The 17338-nt window shown below is 46.9% G+C and carries 15 protein-coding genes; 7 read left to right on the top strand and 8 right to left on the bottom strand.

Annotation, left to right across the window (positions count from 1 at the left end):
• Positions 1 to 121: 121 nt before the first annotated feature.
• From DWY57_RS19145 to DWY57_RS19115, 7 genes are all read left to right on the top strand, one after another.
• A complete protein-coding gene (locus DWY57_RS19145) occupies positions 122 to 637 on the top strand; it encodes an RNA polymerase sigma-70 factor (RefSeq protein WP_007558540.1) in 516 nt (171 codons plus the stop codon).
• A 71-nt stretch (positions 638 to 708) separates the two neighbouring features.
• On the top strand, positions 709 to 1512 hold the full coding sequence (locus DWY57_RS19140; protein ID WP_007558542.1) for a FecR domain-containing protein: 804 nt from the start codon (positions 709 to 711) through the stop codon (positions 1510 to 1512).
• Positions 1509 to 4070, top strand: coding sequence for a TonB-dependent receptor (locus tag DWY57_RS19135; RefSeq protein WP_007558544.1), 2562 nt, complete (start codon positions 1509 to 1511; stop codon positions 4068 to 4070). The genes DWY57_RS19140 and DWY57_RS19135 overlap by 4 nt, the downstream gene beginning before the upstream one ends.
• A gap of 4 nt (positions 4071 to 4074) precedes the next feature.
• Positions 4075 to 5055 carry a DUF4249 domain-containing protein gene (locus tag DWY57_RS19130; protein ID WP_007569488.1) on the top strand — a complete coding sequence of 327 codons (981 nt, stop codon included), beginning with the start codon at positions 4075 to 4077 and terminating at the stop codon, positions 5053 to 5055.
• A gap of 15 nt (positions 5056 to 5070) precedes the next feature.
• On the top strand, positions 5071 to 5697 hold the full coding sequence (locus tag DWY57_RS19125) for a hypothetical protein (RefSeq protein ID WP_007558550.1): 627 nt from the start codon (positions 5071 to 5073) through the stop codon (positions 5695 to 5697).
• Positions 5698 to 5723: 26 nt separating this feature from the next.
• Complete coding sequence (locus tag DWY57_RS19120) at positions 5724 to 6566, top strand: DUF4848 domain-containing protein (RefSeq protein WP_007558552.1); 843 nt, start codon at positions 5724 to 5726, stop codon at positions 6564 to 6566.
• A gap of 89 nt (positions 6567 to 6655) precedes the next feature.
• On the top strand, positions 6656 to 7423 hold the full coding sequence (locus tag DWY57_RS19115) for a hypothetical protein (protein ID WP_007558554.1): 768 nt from the start codon (positions 6656 to 6658) through the stop codon (positions 7421 to 7423).
• A gap of 53 nt (positions 7424 to 7476) precedes the next feature.
• On the opposite strand, the gene DWY57_RS19110 is transcribed toward DWY57_RS19115, so the two are convergent.
• The 8 genes from DWY57_RS19110 to DWY57_RS19060 all read right to left on the bottom strand — a co-directional run bounded on the left by DWY57_RS19110 (position 7477) and on the right by DWY57_RS19060 (position 16961).
• Positions 7477 to 8943 carry a mobilization protein gene (locus tag DWY57_RS19110; protein WP_171028056.1) on the bottom strand — a complete coding sequence of 489 codons (1467 nt, stop codon included), beginning with the start codon at positions 8941 to 8943 and terminating at the stop codon, positions 7477 to 7479.
• 277 nt (positions 8944 to 9220) lie between these two features.
• Positions 9221 to 10333 (bottom strand): DUF6371 domain-containing protein, encoded by a 1113-nt coding sequence (locus tag DWY57_RS19105; RefSeq protein WP_040312054.1) that lies wholly within the window; start codon positions 10331 to 10333, stop codon positions 9221 to 9223.
• A gap of 181 nt (positions 10334 to 10514) precedes the next feature.
• Positions 10515 to 11663 carry an AAA family ATPase gene (locus DWY57_RS19095; protein ID WP_007558561.1) on the bottom strand — a complete coding sequence of 383 codons (1149 nt, stop codon included), beginning with the start codon at positions 11661 to 11663 and terminating at the stop codon, positions 10515 to 10517.
• 5 nt (positions 11664 to 11668) lie between these two features.
• Positions 11669 to 12043: a helix-turn-helix domain-containing protein gene (locus DWY57_RS19090; RefSeq protein ID WP_040312055.1), complete on the bottom strand. Its 375-nt coding sequence runs from the start codon at positions 12041 to 12043 to the stop codon at positions 11669 to 11671.
• Positions 12044 to 12252: 209 nt separating this feature from the next.
• Positions 12253 to 13083, bottom strand: coding sequence for a hypothetical protein (locus DWY57_RS19085; RefSeq protein WP_007557693.1), 831 nt, complete (start codon positions 13081 to 13083; stop codon positions 12253 to 12255).
• A gap of 228 nt (positions 13084 to 13311) precedes the next feature.
• Entirely contained in the window at positions 13312 to 14430 is a 1119-nt protein-coding gene (locus DWY57_RS19075; protein WP_007557695.1) for a tyrosine-type recombinase/integrase, read from the bottom strand.
• 131 nt (positions 14431 to 14561) lie between these two features.
• On the bottom strand, positions 14562 to 15503 hold the full coding sequence (locus DWY57_RS19065; protein WP_007557696.1) for a helix-turn-helix domain-containing protein: 942 nt from the start codon (positions 15501 to 15503) through the stop codon (positions 14562 to 14564).
• Positions 15504 to 15809: 306 nt separating this feature from the next.
• Positions 15810 to 16961 carry a hypothetical protein gene (locus DWY57_RS19060; RefSeq protein WP_119962278.1) on the bottom strand — a complete coding sequence of 384 codons (1152 nt, stop codon included), beginning with the start codon at positions 16959 to 16961 and terminating at the stop codon, positions 15810 to 15812.
• Positions 16962 to 17338: the final 377 nt, after the last annotated feature.

Below are 17338 nucleotides of genomic sequence, written 5' to 3'. Positions count from 1 at the left end.
GTTTTCCACCATGTGTATATGGGAAAGGGGTACGTTATATTTCTTTAACAATATGAAATAGTGAATTTTGCCTTATTTTGTGTCCTTTTATGTAGACACACAGAATAATAAGCCTATTTGTATGAATAAATTTACAATAGACATAGACGAAACATTTAAATACCATTATCGTTCGTTATGCTTGTACGTGCTGCACTATGTCCATGATACGGATATTGCAGAAGACATCGTACAAGATAGTTTTTCTGCCTTGTGGGAGAAATTAAGTATCAGTGGAGCCGAGATAGAAAATGTCAAAGCCTACCTTTATACGACTGCCCGCAACCGCAGCCTGGACTATCTGAAGAAGGAGGAGATTTATGATCCGAATCTTTCCCCTTCTGATTTTGAAGATACGTTGAGCGATGAGGAAGCGGAGGAACGTTCGGTCAGGGAAGCGCGGATGTGGACTGCCATTGATGCCTTGCCCGAACGCTGCCGGGAGATATTCCTGCTGAACAAACGCGACGGCATGAAATACAGGGAGATAGCCGCCAAGTTCCAGATTTCCGTAAATACGGTGGATAACCACATCAGCAAGGCGCTCCGACTGATACGGGAAGGGACACAGAAAGTTTACGCATTCTTATTTAACTAATATTCACAAATTCCGCATAGTGAATTTGTCTGTAATCCCAGTCATTAATACGAAAACCAAAATAAAAGAGTATGAGAACCACGGATGAAAAATGCCTTCATTTTGTCTTGCGCCACTATCAGAAGAACAAGTTGGATACGCAAAAAGCATTGAAGGCTTTCAAAGAGAAATACCAGATAACGGAACAGGAACGGAAATCCTTCCGCTTGTGGTGGATACTTCCCGGTATGGCGGCAGCCATTCTGGTCGCAGTCCTTATTTATCCCCGCTTCCGGGAAAACGGAGCATGGAAGGAGGTAACGGCTTACTCGCACCCCGTGGATTATATGCTTCCGGACAGTTCCTCCATAACCCTGTTCCCGCATTCTTCCGTCCGTTTCCACGCAAAAGATTACCGGAAATCCAGCCGCAAAGTTCACATGGAAGGAAAAGTCGCGTTTTCTGTCAAGCATGACAATGCCCACCCGTTTACGGTAGAAGGGAAACTGTCCCAAGTCAGGGTATTGGGTACTGTCTTTACCGTCGATGAGAGCCGTGCAGACACAGCTATCGTGCAAGTCACATCGGGAAAGGTGCAGTTCTCAGCAATCGGGCAACCGGACGTTGTGATACTGACCGGAGGCATGGCAGCGCAAGTGACGGAAGAACAACCGGACGTACAGGTAATCAAAGAACGGAAAGCGGGCAGCTTTATTTTCGACAACGCCCCACTTCCAAAGGTACTTGAGGAATTGTCCCGATATTATAAAGTCAAACTATCCGCAAGCAATGAGAATAAACGCCTGACGGCCAGCTTCAAGAACAAAAGCCTTGATGAAATAATCAGGTTTATAGAGAAAGTGTTGAATGTAAAGATAGAAAAAGTAAAACAATGAAGTTAACAATCATTGCGATTATATTGTGTGTCTCTCTGGGTGCTAAAGCCCAACAGGATTCAACCGAAATGAAAAAAGCCATAGATGCCATGCAAAAAATGTATTCTGTTCATTTCGTATACGATTCTTCCTTGGCAAATATAAAGCCCAAAGGTATCTTCCAGCGGAGCAGTTCCTTGCCTGAGAACCTAAAAAGGATTTTCAGCGGAACCGGCATCCGATGGGAGATTCAGGGAGAATATGTCCTGCTGTTCCGCCAGAACAACTATACTTTTTCCGGCCACATATGCGAGGATAAGGGAGAAACGCTGATCAACGTGACCATTTTCGATTTGAATACCCAAACGGGAACACTGAGTAACGAACAGGGATTTTTCAGCATTACGCTGCCGGAGGGGAAACACAAACTTCGTTTCTCTTATATAGGTTATCAGGATGTGGTGAAGGAGGTGGATTTGACATCCAATTACAACGGTGTCATCTACCTGAAAGAAAGCAATACTTCGCTGAAAGAAGTAGTAGTGGTTGCAGACTTGAACGCTTCCCTCCGCACGACACAGACCGGCAAAGTGTCGCTGACCTCGGAACAGTTGAATACGGAGTTTTCGCTGCTTAGTTCACCGGACTTGGTAAAGACCCTCCAGAATATTCCCGGTGTGGCTTCCGGAACGGAGCTGCTTTCCGGCATGTATGTACACGGAGGCAAGAACGATGAGAACCTTTTTCTGCTGGACGGAACACCGCTTTACCAGATCAACCATTTGGGCGGGCTGTTCTCCGCTTTCAATACGGATATTATCAAAAACGTGGATTTCTATAAAAGCGGTTTCCCGGCACGTTACGGCGGCAGACTTTCTTCCGTAGTGGATGTACGCACCAAAGAGGGGAACATGAAGGAGTTTCACGGGACTTTCTCCTTGGGGCTGCTCGATGGCAGAGTCCAGTTTGAAGGCCCGATCATAAAAGACAAGACCTCGTTCAACATAGCCATGCGAAGAAGTTGGGCAGATCTTTTCACAGCTCCGGCATTCTTCCTGCTCAACCGTTCCAATCCCGATGACAAAAAGAACGTGCGCTATGCCTTTCACGACATCAACGGGAAAATCACCCACCGTTTTTCGGACAATAATAAACTGTCCCTTAGTGTGTATTCCGGAAATGACCTGCTGAAGACAAAAGCCCGGCAGACGTTCGAAGACGGGGAACATTACGACTCCGATTTCAAGGCTCAATGGGGCAACCTGACTACGGCTTTGACGTGGAACTGTCAAATCGTCCCGAAGTTGTCCGGCAGTTTCACCGGTGTCTATTCACGCAATATCTCCATGTATGATTATGTGGAAGGCAGCCGTTTCTTTTCCGACGGGGAACAAACTTCCATGACGGGAATGGAACGGTCCAACCGTTCCACAATCGACGACATGGGATACCGCATGGAGTTCGACTACCGTCCCGGCACGAATCATCATATACGCTTTGGCAGCAATTATCTGCATCACATATATCATCCGCAAAGCACGGCTTCCAGAAACCAGACGGACAGGGATACCTTATCGACAGAAAACGCAAGCAGCTATAAGGGTAACGAGGTCGCTTTTTATGTGGAAGATGAAATGCGGCTGTCCTCCAGGACGAAATTAAACGCGGGACTGCATTACACCCTTTATCAGACAGACGGAAAGATGTACCATTCCTTGGAGCCAAGACTGGCCATGAGTTACCAATGCTCGGAAAAAGCCACGATGAAAGTGTCCTATACGGAAATGAGCCAATTTGCGCACCAACTGTCAAACACCTATCTGAACCTGCCGACAGACAGTTGGGTTCCTTCCACACGCAAAGTTCGTCCCATGCGTTCAAGGCAAGTGGCAGCCGGGATATATACGGAGTTGCCTTGGCATATCAGTTTGAACGTGGAAGGATATTACCGTACCACAAGCCAACTGCTGGAATACGACGGGGGCAACAGCCTGATGCTTCCTGCCGAGAACTGGGACAATCTGGTCAAGACCGGCAAGGGAAAGTCTTACGGCGTAGAATTGTCATTGGCATACAAAGACCGTTACAATGTCATCGAAGCAGGATATACGCTTTCATGGAGCTTGCAAAAGTTTACTGATTTTTATCCCGGCTGGTATTCCAGCAAGTTCGACAACCGGCATAAACTGAACATCGCCTACCGGCATAAGTTCAATGACCGTATAGATGCCTACGCCGCATGGGTTTACCGTAGCGGCGACCGTGCCACCGTCCCGAACCAGTATGTAAACGGGCCCTCTTTTCCGGGCATACCGGATTCAGGCGAACCGGAACTGGTTTACGAGAAACCGAACAACATCACGCTCCCGGCATATCATCGGCTCGATTTGGGTGTCAATTTCCGGCGTACTACCAAAAGGGGATTCGAGCGTATCTGGAACGTCAGCATTTATAACGCCTATTGCCGTATGAATGCGTTTTATACCCGGATAGAGCGTCTGCCCGACGGCGGTTTCAGGGGTAAGGGATTTGGCATTTTCCCGATTATACCCTCGTTTAGTTATACCCTCAAATTTTAAGTGCATGAAACATTTATATCATATATTACTGCCCGTGTATATCGGCTTACTTTCGTCCTGTACCTATCATTTTGAACTGGACGATGTGGGCGCTTCTCCCAAACTGGTGCTATACAGCTATCCGGGAAGCGGCGACACAACGGTAGTCCACCTTTCACGCAGCCTTCCCGTCAGTCAGAAAGGCGAGCTCGTCCGGGGACTGAAGGGAGCGGACGTCCACCTGTCCGTAAACGGTGAAGCGGTACCCCTTGCATGGACGGACGATTCCATACCGGGAGTCCCCGCCCAAAGCTATTACGCGGTAAAGGCGTATGAAGATGGCGACAAGGTCAACATAACCGCAGCGGCAGAAAGAATGAAAGCGGTTTCATCCGCTACGGTTGTCCCGTCCCGATTCCCTTTGACATCAATCAAATTGGCTCTCAAAGACGGTGAACCGAACCTGCTTCAGTTTCGGATAGGCTTTACAGACAATGCGCAGACAAAAGACTATTATGCGTTGAAGGTGGAGCGTAAACAACTGTTCTGGAACGATGGCAAGTATTCGGAAGAAAGCAGTACCCTCGCGTTGAACTTGGACGACGAACCTCTGCTGAATACATCTTCCGGGTTAGACGATATCCTGATGATTGAAAACGGGTTCTACCGGAATTTGTATTACTGGGACGATACGAAAATTAAAGGGAAAAGCTACACGGTTCGTCTGAATACCAATTACGAGGCAGACTATGAAGACGACTTCATAACCCCTGACGGAACCGAACATATCAAACGCCAAGTGAAATACAGAATCAGCCTGTACAGCCTTTCGGAAGAGTTTTACAGGTATCTGAAATCACTGAACGACCAGAAAAACAACGGGCTTGGAAACTCTGAACTGGCTCCCATACGCTCTACTTACACCAATGTCATAAACGGGATAGGTGTCGTGGGAGGATGCAGGATGTTCCAGACGAAATGGATAGACAATTTACAGGAAAACTAAATAATAATAAAAAAAATGAAAAAGACAATTTTATCAATGCTTTTCTTGCTGGCAGGAATAGGATGCTTTGCACAAAAATCCGGCATTATCATCGGTGTGACGGACGGACATTTGGGAAAATATTCGGGATATGCTTACATGAGTACGGGAACGGCGAACAACTCTTCCTACCCCGAAACCCGATGGACACCCGGAGTAGGCTTTAATTTGGGCTACCAGTTTGGCTTCGATCTTTCCAACCGTTTCTGGATTGATGCTTCCATATTGGGAAAAGCCGTTCAGGGAAAAGCAGAGTCCTTCGATTTGAATGGAAACAACGTTGTTCCCTGGTCTGACAAGGCATGGATATGGGGACTTGCTTTGAACGGCTCAATCAATTACCGCATCTGTTCCGGACTGTATGCCGGTATTGGCATTGAACCCACCGGTTATTTCAAAACCGATAAATTGAAGGAAAACTTGGAAGGGCGGGTTTTCGACTTTCCGATAGTCCTCACCTTAGGCTATGAGTTTAAGAACGGCATGAAATTGTCCGCTTCCTACAAGCATGGTTTCAAGCCATTGTATGACAATGCTTTTGCCTCCAATACAAAGAATAACAAAGAGTTCGGCATATCATTATATGTGCCCATGTTTAAATAATAACCAATTATTAAATTTTTTCAATTATGAGAAAAACGCTTTTTAGTCTTGCTTTGGCAATGGCTGTCTTATCATCATGTAGTTCTGATGACATAGTGAACAATCCGATGAATGAGGAGAACCATTCTTTCCCGGCCTCCAGAAGTTTGCATGAAAATATTCTTTCCTTTTCCAGTGAGGAGGAATACAATGCCTTGCTCGATTCCTTGGGCACGTTGTCCGATGAGGAACTTCTGCAATGGGAATCCGGACAGAAAGGCTTCACCTCCATGTACAGGATGCACAGCGAAGCCTTGGGACAGATATTAAACGCCACATGCAAGGAAGAATATGAATCCATTAAGACTGCTTACCAGACTGATTTTATATTCAACGACAAGGACAGCACCGATTTGTCGATATATATGCCGGTGTTGAATGTAAGCAAGGCAATCACATTGACCCCCGAAGGGTTCGTATGTATCGCCGGTGAGAGAAAGAACATGAAGGAGTTTGAAAATTATGACGGATATAAAAAAGAACTTTCTTTACTTTATCCTGTCCCGCTGGGTGTAACGATCGAAAATGGTATAAACAGGGTTTACGTGAAAACGAAGAAAAGAAAGTTCACCGCACAGATTGGTATGCGAGGAAACCAACAGGCTATCCGTGTAAATGCGTCTAAAAAAGTTTTATGGGGCTGGGTGGAATATACGACTGCGTACTATTGGAAATACACGCCTAACGGCCCTGTACAATTTGGTAAAGAAGTGAAAAGCGGTCATGACATTATGATCGTGGGCAATCCTTTCCCAAATGGAGCGAAATTGTATATGTGGACTCGCGGTACCGGTGAAGAAAACTGCGGAATAATGACTGTGCAATTGTAATCCTTATTGAACCGGATTATTCACCAATCATTCGGGACGAATCTCTGATATAGCCAAATGTTCGTCCCGAATATTAAAATTATCATTTTATGAGCAGGAAAGTATTTACTTGTTTTATAGTGATTTTCTTTTTTCTAAATAAAGCCGCTTCTTACGGTCAGGAATTTCAAGTGTCGCGTGACACCGTCAAGGTTTCCGTTCAGGAAGGAAATACTTCGCCTCATAACGAAAGAAGCATTACCCCAAAGCCTTTGGATATACGGAAAGCGGTTGATCTTTCTTCCGGCAGTTGCCCGTCCCAGATAACATTTGACGTGCAGAACCCATATAATCCGACATTCCCTACCGACAAATCGCCTTTGCATGAGGGGGAATATTCGACCTCCGGTATCATTAAAAGCTATCCTTCCGGCTATTTTTACGGCATAGGCAGGCAGGAAAACTTCATCGGCTTGGGAACAATGAACTATGCAGGTATCGGATATGTATATTCTCCCGGTTGCTGGTCATTTAACTTGCAGGCATATACCGTAAAATGGAGTGTCCCCAGACGCGAGAGTCAGCTATTGGGATTGTCCGGGCTGTTGACATATCCCGTCAACGAGAAAATTCGTCTAAACACATTTGCCTCATACTCCTTCATTCTTTCTTCTCCTTTCAGTTCCTCGAATTACGGGGGATTCGTTTCCTATGACATCATTCCCAACTGGGGGATGGATTTCGGCGTCAGAAGCCATACCGATTTTCCGTTGCATAAAACGAAAACGCTTCCGATAGTAGCTCCGTATTTTCAGTATAAAGGCAACAAATTGGGTATTGATATCGGTGGCGGATTATTTAATTTGCTATTCAAATAACCTGCACTGATTTCTATCGTTACTCCTGAAGCGAGGATTATAAGATAAAGGTATTATCTTTTCATCGAAAAACCTCTTTTCTGCTGCTGGTCATAATTCCCTTCCACCACATTGTCAACTTCCCGTCTGGCTTTGATTTGCTCCCGGTTGTCAAATTCACCCTTTTGCCTGGCAGTGAAGTACAGGAAATCCCCTGCCGCCTGATGTGATTGTCTGTCATCCCCGAACAGGTTAAGGGCGTTCTTGATGTCATATACCTGTTCCGTGTCAAAACGGGACTTGTAATAATCACGGGCAAAACGGATGATACTGTGTACCGCCTTGCGGAAGATGTCGCTTGTTTTTAGCAGCAGGAAACTGAGGCAGCCGATAATATGGCTTTGCCATGCAATCCGGTTCTTGAGTCTCGTAGTTTCCTGTACATGTTCCGTTTCCTTGCGGTTCAGTTCGGACCGGTGTTTGGCCTCCAGTTGCATCAGCTCACGGCTGTGGTCGTTCTGTATGGTCTGGATTTTATCCTGCAACCGTTCGATGGTTTCCTCGTGCGTGGAAATCTCACAGCGCAAATCCTCTATTTCATTTTTCAGGGCTTTCGATTTCCCGGTAGCCCAGCCGACAGCGGCGTTCAGAAGTTCACTTCCTTTTTCCTTGTTCAGTCTGGAGCGTTTCTCGCTGATAGCCCTGTCAAGGTCTTCACTCTGCCGTTCCTTTTCATTTGCCTTTTCGATAAGGGCGTTGGTAATGCTTTCCGTTTCATGCATCTTTTTGTTCGCCATTTCCAGCTCATGTTCCCGGTATTGCCTCGTGGCATCAAGCCGCTTCATTTCCTCCTTCTGCTTCCCAATGATAAAGTCGTTACGTTCCTGATGTTCCTTGCCTGTAACAGCCTTTGACTGCCCACGCTCCATCAGGAGTATGTCGGATGCCAGATTCTGCATTTCTGTCATATCCTTGTCATTGAGCTTGCAGCTCTTGCCTGTGTCATGGTTCATCCAGTCAAAAACGATATGGGCATGGTAATTCGGCTTGAACCATCTTTCGCCGACTTTGAAACTCTCCCTGTCTTCCGCTTCCGGCTGACCGTTCAGCCAGTGTCCCTCGTCCTTGTGCAGGAAGATCTGGAGAGGAGTGATGCCCCAGCGTCTCTGGCACTCCTCGCCAAACTTGCACACATCTGCCAGTGTCGTGTCCGGTCTGATGAGCAACACGCCCTCACGGATTGGCGAGCATCCAGCCACCTTGGTGATTTTCCCGTTCTTGCCTTTTCGTTCACGTTCCTTCTCCTGCATCGCACGTCCTGTCTTTTCCTTGACCATCCGCTTGATGTAGTCATAGTGCGCCTGCAGGTCGGGATTGCCGAAGCCCGGGTTTATCCACTGCTCGTTACCGGCAGTCAATTCGGGTACGATGTAGATTTGAGACTTGCCGATATTGCGCATATATTCGGCAGTTCTCCGGTTATGAGCCCCACTTGATGTGACTCTGCAGGGCTTGATATGTATGCTTGATTTTGTTGCCATTTTTATGTTGATTTGGTTATTAACTAAAGTTGTTTGCCGCTGTTCGCTCATAACCGCTATGGGGTTCTTAGAGGCTGTGCCCATAAGGGAGATTGCAAAGAGAGGGTCACTCTTTGCTCGGGGTTCTCAGGGGTGAAACGCCCTGAGTGGGACGGGGCAACGCCCAGCCCCTCGGGAGAGCCCACAACTACGAAAGCGGAGCGTGTAGTTATAGTGGGCTATATCAAGGGCAAGCCCTTGTCTGTCCGCTACAGCCTACGGCTTCCGCTCTCCTCCATTAAGGAGGGTTTTCATCGCCACTGCCGATTGGGGATGTACTGACCAGTACAAGGTCGAAATCATCTATCAGCTTTTGCAGGACGGGGTTCTTCTCTATCATCCGCCGGAGGACTTTTTCCGCCTCTACAAGATGATTGGCTGTACACATTATTTTACTTTCTCGTATCTGGAAGACAATCCAGTCGGCTATGTCGATATGGGCTGCCTTCTGTTCCGGTGTGGCGTTCTTCTCTATGATGTCAGACACGACAACCTTGCAATAGGTCATGTCCCTGGCATGCTGTTTCCACTCCGAATATCCGTCCGCATCGGGAAAGAGAAGCACGGTTCGTCCGCTCAGCACACGGAGCTTTTCCTCTCTCAACTGGCTTTTGCCGCCTGTCGCCAGCCATACATAACCGGGAAAGAGGGCAGAGCCGATAACGGCACTCTTTTCGGATTCCACCAAGACCGCTACCTTGTCGGGATAGACATTCAGCAGGTGTTCCCCGAACAGGCATTGGGAAAGTTGCCAATCCTCCGGCAGTACCCGTTGCCTTTTCAGTATGCTGTGTATCCAGTCCACTGCCGACACCTCTCCTCCCTTGATACGGTGTCCGTCCTCTGGATTGTACTGCATCACCTTGCCCGTGCGTACCCTGTTTGTGCGGTCTATCTGCCAGAAGATGACAGCCCCGTCACGGGTTGCTCCAAGACGGTACTCTTCCAGCAACCGCTTCAACACTTCCTTTGCCTTGCTGCCGTAATAGGAATCAAGGAGCGAGGAAATGAAGCGGAAGAAGTTGCTGTGCACGCTTTGCGACCTCTCCACATACTTTGGCGGTATGTAGCCTATGCTTGCTTTTGGTGATGTCTGTCCGGGCTTCCGTTCTGACCTTTGCCTGTCAAAAGAGAACCCCTTGTCGGTATGGCATTCGGGGTGGTCGTGGAAATACTCCTTGGGAGTATAATGATACCCGCAACTGCTCTCATGATTGCACCTGCCGACAGACGGATGCAGGAGCATACCGCTTTCATCCACATAACATGTGAAAGAACGCTTGTCCCCGCAATTCGGGCAAGTATGCCGTGTTGCCGTTCCTTTATATTTCTGTAACGAATAGTTGCTCATGGCTTGTCTTTGTTTTTGAGTTTTTCGATTGTTGTCCCGCTGTCCCATTGTCCCGTCCCTATAAGACTTGGGACAGTGGGACACCCCGGGACACCTTGGGACATCAGGCTTCTGCCTGTATCATCCCTTGTACCGTAAATGAAGCGGTTATCCTTTATACAGCTATGTGCAGACTGCTTTTTCATGCCTTATTCTCCTCTTTCCCATATCCTGTAAACAACTCTGCCTGCTTTGTTTCTCTTACTGTCCCGCTTGTCCCATGCTGTCCCACCTGTCCCATTGTCCCACTTCCTGTCTGTTGGGACAGCGGGACACTTGGGACGGCTGCATTCCTGTCCTCCTTGCTGCGCTGGATTATCCGGCTGACGGTGGACTTGCCGCAGTTCACCTGTGAGGCTATCTCCCTGACGGACTTGCCGGACTGGGACAATTGCAGGATTTGGCAATCCCTCTGGCTGGATTCGTTGTCACCCAGTTTCTTCAGGTGTTCCTTTTCCGTTGAATAACCCCTGAACACGAATTGCAGGAAAGCGTCCACCTTCTCAATCTCGTAGATGATTACATTGTCCGCATCGTGGGAGAATGTCCCGTACCGGACTTTGAGCTGCTTCACATAGCGAAGCCCTCCGTCCTGCGCACTCTTCCCGATGGCGAACACGCTGTCAAAGAAATTGTAGAGCCGTTTGCTTCCGGCAAGGTCGTTGGAAGTGATGGGACAGTCCAAAGAGCGTTTGGGTGTATGTGCCAGAACAAGGACGGACAATCCGTATCTCTTTTTGAGGTTGTTGAGCTGTATCATCAGCCGTCCTGCCGCATCGCCTTTCTCCATGGCGCAGCACAGGTAGGTAAGATTGTCAACGATGAAGATTTTGCACCCGGTTTGCAGAGCCATCTGTTCTATGCCTCCCATGATGGCTTCCTCGAAATCGGCTTCCAGCAACGAATTGCAGTCAAGCGATACCCGGTACAGCCTTTCAGGAAAGATGTATGGCGTTCCATGCTCGCTGGTATAGCGTAGCTGGAACTGTTTTTCGGAGAGTTCAAAGTCCAGATACAGCACATCGTCAGTCCGGGCGATACGGTCGGCTATCTGCACGGCAAGGATGGACTTGCCCACATTGGAATCCGCAAAGAGGCAGGACAGTTCCCCCTCATACCAGAAACTGTCCCAGAGCGCACGGGGCGTGGGCAGCAGCGATGCTTCGAGTATCGTCCGGTTGGCGGTCTTGATACTCATCACGCCGATGCTGTCCGGCATCCCGTGCTGTACTTGGGTCGCCCTCGTCAGGTCGCCATGTATCAGACTGATATAATTCTTGTCCTCTTCCATGACGTTTACCAATTACGCGGAGCGGGCTTGCGGCGGTGGGAAGAATATAAGGATTCGCTCAGTTCCTCATCGGACAGGGGTACGGGATTCTTCCGGGAGGATTCCAGCCATTTGTCCAGTTCGTCCCTGTAAAGGCAATATCGTTTGCCGGGCTTGGTGGCGGGAATGCTTCCCTCCGACAGCTTCATGTAGAGCGTGCCTTTGGGAATGCCCAGATATTCCGCCGCCTCTTCCACTGACATGGGGACATGGGTGTCCACCGCCCTTGCGTTGTTCACACTGCGCTGCTCAGTAAGCAGGCTTCTAAGGCTCATCACCTCGTCCCGAAGCTGAGCCACAATCTCCGGGAGGTCGTTGAATGTAATCACTGTTTTTTCCATTTGCGTACTCGCCTCTTTTGTAAGGCTTGGCGCAAAGGACTGGAATGATACAGCCGTGAATATCTCCACGAAAGGTCATTGCAAAATAATTCCCGAATAACGATGCCCAACCGCAAATGACGGGTAAAGTTATTCGGGAATTATTGTATAACAGAGGATTATGAGTTTTGGCTGTTTGTCGTTATTATCGTGATTACTCTAAAACAGGCTTAAATCCGCTTCTCCTGCACATAATCCGCAGGATAATGGAAATCCAGTCTGCCGTTTTCAGGCTCGTCAATGGGAATCAGTGTCTTTAACGGCTCTACCTTGAAGTTCTTGATGGTAGCTATGTCCGTATCGGCAAACTCCCGTGGGAAAAGGGTGCTGATGAAGCGGGCACGGTTATCCCCCGTGTAGTATTTCTTGTACATGAAACGCTCGGAGATATTCCACACGAAATGGCGGAGCGGAATGTTTGAAATATCTTTGGTCAGCCGCCCTTTTATCGGCTTGGGCTTGTAACTGTGGAGCCGCATCCAGTTGTTGACCTCGGCACAGATGTGGTTCACGGTCTCCTTGTCAGCAATACGGGGCATGATGAAATGGATGTATTCCATGACCATAGCGATGCGCTCCTCATTTTCCCGCTGCTCCCTGTCCTCGTAATCGGCACGGTTCTTCTCGTGAAGCTCCGGGGATATGGCAATCTCTGTCGGTTTTATATCCGGGGTCGCTTCTCCACCTGTTGGCATTGATGCCGATATTACAGGCTTGTGTGCATCTTGGGACTGGTCTTCCTGAATTTCTGTGATTTCGGCAGGTGTCTTTTTCCTGCCGAACTTGATTCTGTAGATTTCGTATGTATCGAAAATGACTGTCTGGAAGGAGAAGTAGAGCAGCCACCCCAACAGGTTGCTGCACACAAAGACTATCAGCCTTACAAAGGTGTCTTGGTTGAATTTCTCAGCGACAATCAGTGTCGCTATGGAAGATATTAGGAGGATGGCAAAGCCGACAAATCCTAAAATGATATGTTTGTCTTTTACGGACGGTTCCATATTCTTTGTCTTATTCGGTTGTTACTTGTTACTGTTTTCGCAAATTTAATAGTCTTCTTTCAATTATTACTCATTATCCTTTGTCAGTGGTTTCTTTTTCAATGTTTTTCACCAAATGTCCGGAATCATACTCAATTATCATACTTTAAGTACCAACCAAAATAAAAGGAACGGTTAAAGCTCCAAACAATAACCGCTCCCTCTGAATATCATGGATTTTGAACCGCCTTACGCTTCCTTGCGTTTCAGGGTTATCTTGTCCACGACCTCGCACATCTGCTGTGCCGCCATCTTGGAATAAATCTGCGTGGTGGTAATGTTCTTGTGTCCCAGATAGGCTTGGATGACAGCCATGTCCGTACCCATTTCCACGTGCAGGCTTCCGAATGAATGCCGGGTGCAGTGAAAGGTTATCTTCTTGGTTATGCCTGCCGCCAAGAGCCAGCGTTTGAGTGGTCCTTGCAGCATCTTGTCCTTGAAACCGTCAAAGATAAGTCCCTCGTGCCGTTCCCCAAGCAGTCCGTAGGCTTCATCGCTGATGGGGTTGTGTACAATCTGTTTGGTCTTCTGCATACGGGTGGTCACGAACATCTTGCCGTTGGTGTACGGCTGTATCTGCTGCCAAGTGAGCTGCCTGATGTCGCTCTTTCTTAGTCCGGTCAGACAACCGAAAAGGAACGCCCTTTTCAATACCTCTTCCTCACAAGGCGTTTCGGCAAGCCGTATCAGTTCCTCTTGGCTCAGATGTTCCCTCATGGTGGGAATGCACTCGATGCGGTCTAAGAATCCGTTTGGGTTCTCCTTTATCTTCCTGTCCCGGTAGGCGGTGTGAAGTACCGCACGGAAAGCCGACCAGTAGCCCGCCGCAGAATTGATATGCAGCTTTTGGCTGGTGTGTATGGATTGTGGGGCGTTAAGCAGATATTCCATGAACTTGCGGCACAAATCCACGTCCACCTCCTCAAAGGTGCATTTGCCGTTCACGAACCGCTCGAAATGTTTATAGACGTGCTGCCACTTGATATTCTTCCTGTCTGCCAACCCCTTGAAGTAGGCGAGGAAATCGCCTTTCATCTTGGCTTTGTCAAAGAAGCCGTTGTTCTCGTTGAAGATGGCTTCATAACGCCTATTACGCAGTATCTCCGCTTTTTTCATCATGCGTGCGTTGAAATCACGCTCCTGCTGGTTGGCAGGTTTGGCGAAGATGTAAATCCCAAGAGCTTCACGTGTAATCACCTTCATGGTGGTGTTGTCACGGTAGCCGGGATAATAGTCCAGACACAGCGAATACTGTGTTCCGTTCTTAATCTTGCGCTTGCGCAAGGTAACTGTCTTGCATTTGCTCATATTGATGATGTTTTAAGTTGTACATTTTCGGGGGTGTTCCCGTGTTTACGGTGGCAAAGGAACAACGTGAAACAACCGTGAATACCTCCACGACAATCATTTTGAAATAATTTTCCGGCAATGTCGGTTGCTCACGGTTGTTTCTCCCTTTCAGCCATGACACGCTCCACATCGGAGCGTAAAAGCAGGTTTTTCACGCCTACTTTTATCTTTTCGATGTGCTTCACCTTGACGATATGGCTGATGTTGGCGGAGGAAAGCCCGTAAATCTGCCGGACTTGCTCCACGGTGTAGTAGCGTTCATCGTTCACGAGGTCTGTCCTGCGGAGTTCGTCCAGATGGGATTTGGAGTAATAGGTGCGCCCGTATTCTCTTTTGGTCGGTATCTTGTGGCGGTAGGCGTATGCCCGGAGTGCGGAGGGTTTCATGCCGAACAGTTCTTCCGCTTCTTCAATCAGGAGCCAATCGGTGATATTGCTTGTATCTATAGCCATACCGAAGAACTCGTCAACGTGTTTCTTGCTGTAATAGTTTTTCCCTGCGATGCGGCAGATGGGAATGCGGTTGCGCTTGGCTGTGGTATAGAGCCACGACTGCCTGACCTTGAAGAGCGACATCACCTCCTCGCCAGAATAGAAGTCCAGCACTTCATAGGTTTCCTTTTCCCTTTTTTCTTTTTTGGCAAGCGGGGAAGATGAAGCGGACTTTCTCGGAGTGGAAGTACTGCCGGGCAGGACACGGTGGTAGGGATTGCCCTCCAGCATCCGCTCGATGTCTGTCTTGCGGATAAACGCCATGCGGTTGCTGATACGTGAGGCTTTCAGTTTGCCGAGGGCTACGAGTTTATAGATGTACTGTCGGGAACAGCCCATGAGTACTGCTGCTTTGGAAAAGGTGAGATACTCCTGATGCTGTATCTCCATCAAGGGGCGGACAGCTTTGAAGAGGTTGTTCTTCTGTTCCGTTCTAGCTCGTTTGGCTTCCGCCTGACAAGCCTCGCTGCAATATTTCTGTACCCCGCTCCGGGTTACAAATGACTTGCTGCAAAAATTGCATTTTCTGGTTGTTTTCATGCTGCTTTTATCGTTTACTGGTTCATTCCTTCAATCGTATATCTCTGAAATGGTGAACGGATGTAAACGGAGGTCAACCGTTGTCGCCTTTCTGCACAATGTTACTATTGCTGCATATCAGGGCGGTTGTTGTCGCTCATCGTAAACGGTTGTAAACCCTTGTCAACTGTCCGCACGATGTGGCAAAAAACAAGCTCCGCAAATTCTCCACGTCAGAAATACGTCTCAAAAATATGTGGAAATTTGGGAAGCATCAAAAAGCAGCCGAAAAGTGTTAATTTTTAGAATATTCTGATAGATAAAGACTTACGCTTGAATATTTCTGGTTATTTTTGGTTGTTTTGAGATTCTAAATACATATTCCGAAACTTGAAATTGCGATTCCTGATAATCTTTCATTGTTGTTTTTGAGAACATGGTATTGTTTAGAATATACCATGCTTTGCTTGTACGAATATTTCCGATATTCACATACTTGTCCAGTTTAACACATTGCTCTCCGTCAAACTCCAAATTCCCATTTATTACGACTGTATTACGTACATAATTTGGCGTAAATGCCCAGTAGTTATTATCTTCCGGTATTGTACAGATTATTTTTTCTTTCAAATCATTAATACCGACTGTTTCATATTTGATAATCGTATTGTCACGAACCGAATATAAATCACCACTAAAGATGAAAGTATAAGTGTCTGTAATCGGATAGATTTTACCACCCGGACATTTGACACGACAATTAAATTGCTGCTCGTTTCCATTCCAGTATACTACAAATCCATCACCTGTTACCGAAAAATTATCAAAGCGTATATCATCCGGCAACAAAGCCTCAATAGTCATTGTTTCAGGTGACAACTTCAAAACCTGATTACCTTTCAAATAGCCCTTGTAATAGATATTACCTTGTTTATCTGTGGAAATGTTATCATTCTTATCAGGTGTTGATACGTTTTCCGGAAACCTATATAATTTTTCGGTTTCTTTATTCAAGAGCATTGCGTAGTATGTATCTGCACCATGTAGTATAGGTTTTCCATCAGGTCCAACACTCGTCGTAAAATCTGACGGGTCATCATTATGTGCTTTTTCCCATTCCTTGCGGATTCTATTTGTATCAAAAAAATCGGGGTACATCAATAATACATTGTCTGATAATTTGTTGATTTCATAGATATTCAAAACATTTGTCTTGCCGTCAGAACCTGTGATTATTAATTTGGATTCATTGCCATTTTGGTCAATTTTCCACACTCCACCAAAAGTTCCAGACTCCCCAGAACGAGTATTAGTACCTTCTTTCGTATAAATCATCTTTGCATCGCGAACATTTACAGAGGAAAGATGCTTGTAAATTTCATTACGGTCAAATTCCTGATAGTTCCCACTTTTTTCGCAACTTGACAGCATTGTTCCAAACAGGAACAAACTTAAAACGAAACAATAATTTTTCTTCATAATTACCAGTATTTATTCCATTCTTCCCGCCCACACAGAAGAAGTTTATAAAATGCGAAAGCGTGAGGGCTGCTAACTTATTTTACGGAATAGGCTCTGGTAAAACCCTTGAACTAAAACAAGCAACAGTCTCCCCACGCCATATATGGATATGACGCGAGAGATGCTAACTTATTCCCGTTCGTTAATAGTTTACCAGACTTTATTCCGGAGAATCAGTTAAACACTTTCGTGTACCTTAAATTTCTAATATGTCCGCCATGTTGCCATGACGATGCAAAATTAGAAAAAATAAGGCACATCACAAAGTTACATCTCATAAACCTCAAATCCGCAACTAAGCTCTTCAGCGTCCTTCTTGCGTCTAAACGTCCTCT

The sequence above is a fragment of the Bacteroides sp. AF25-5LB genome (genome assembly GCF_003602965.1).
In the GTDB taxonomy this organism is placed as follows: domain Bacteria; phylum Bacteroidota; class Bacteroidia; order Bacteroidales; family Bacteroidaceae; genus Bacteroides; species Bacteroides uniformis.
The sequence above is the reverse complement of the archived record's forward strand: the minus strand, read 5'-3'. Positions and strand labels throughout refer to the sequence as shown.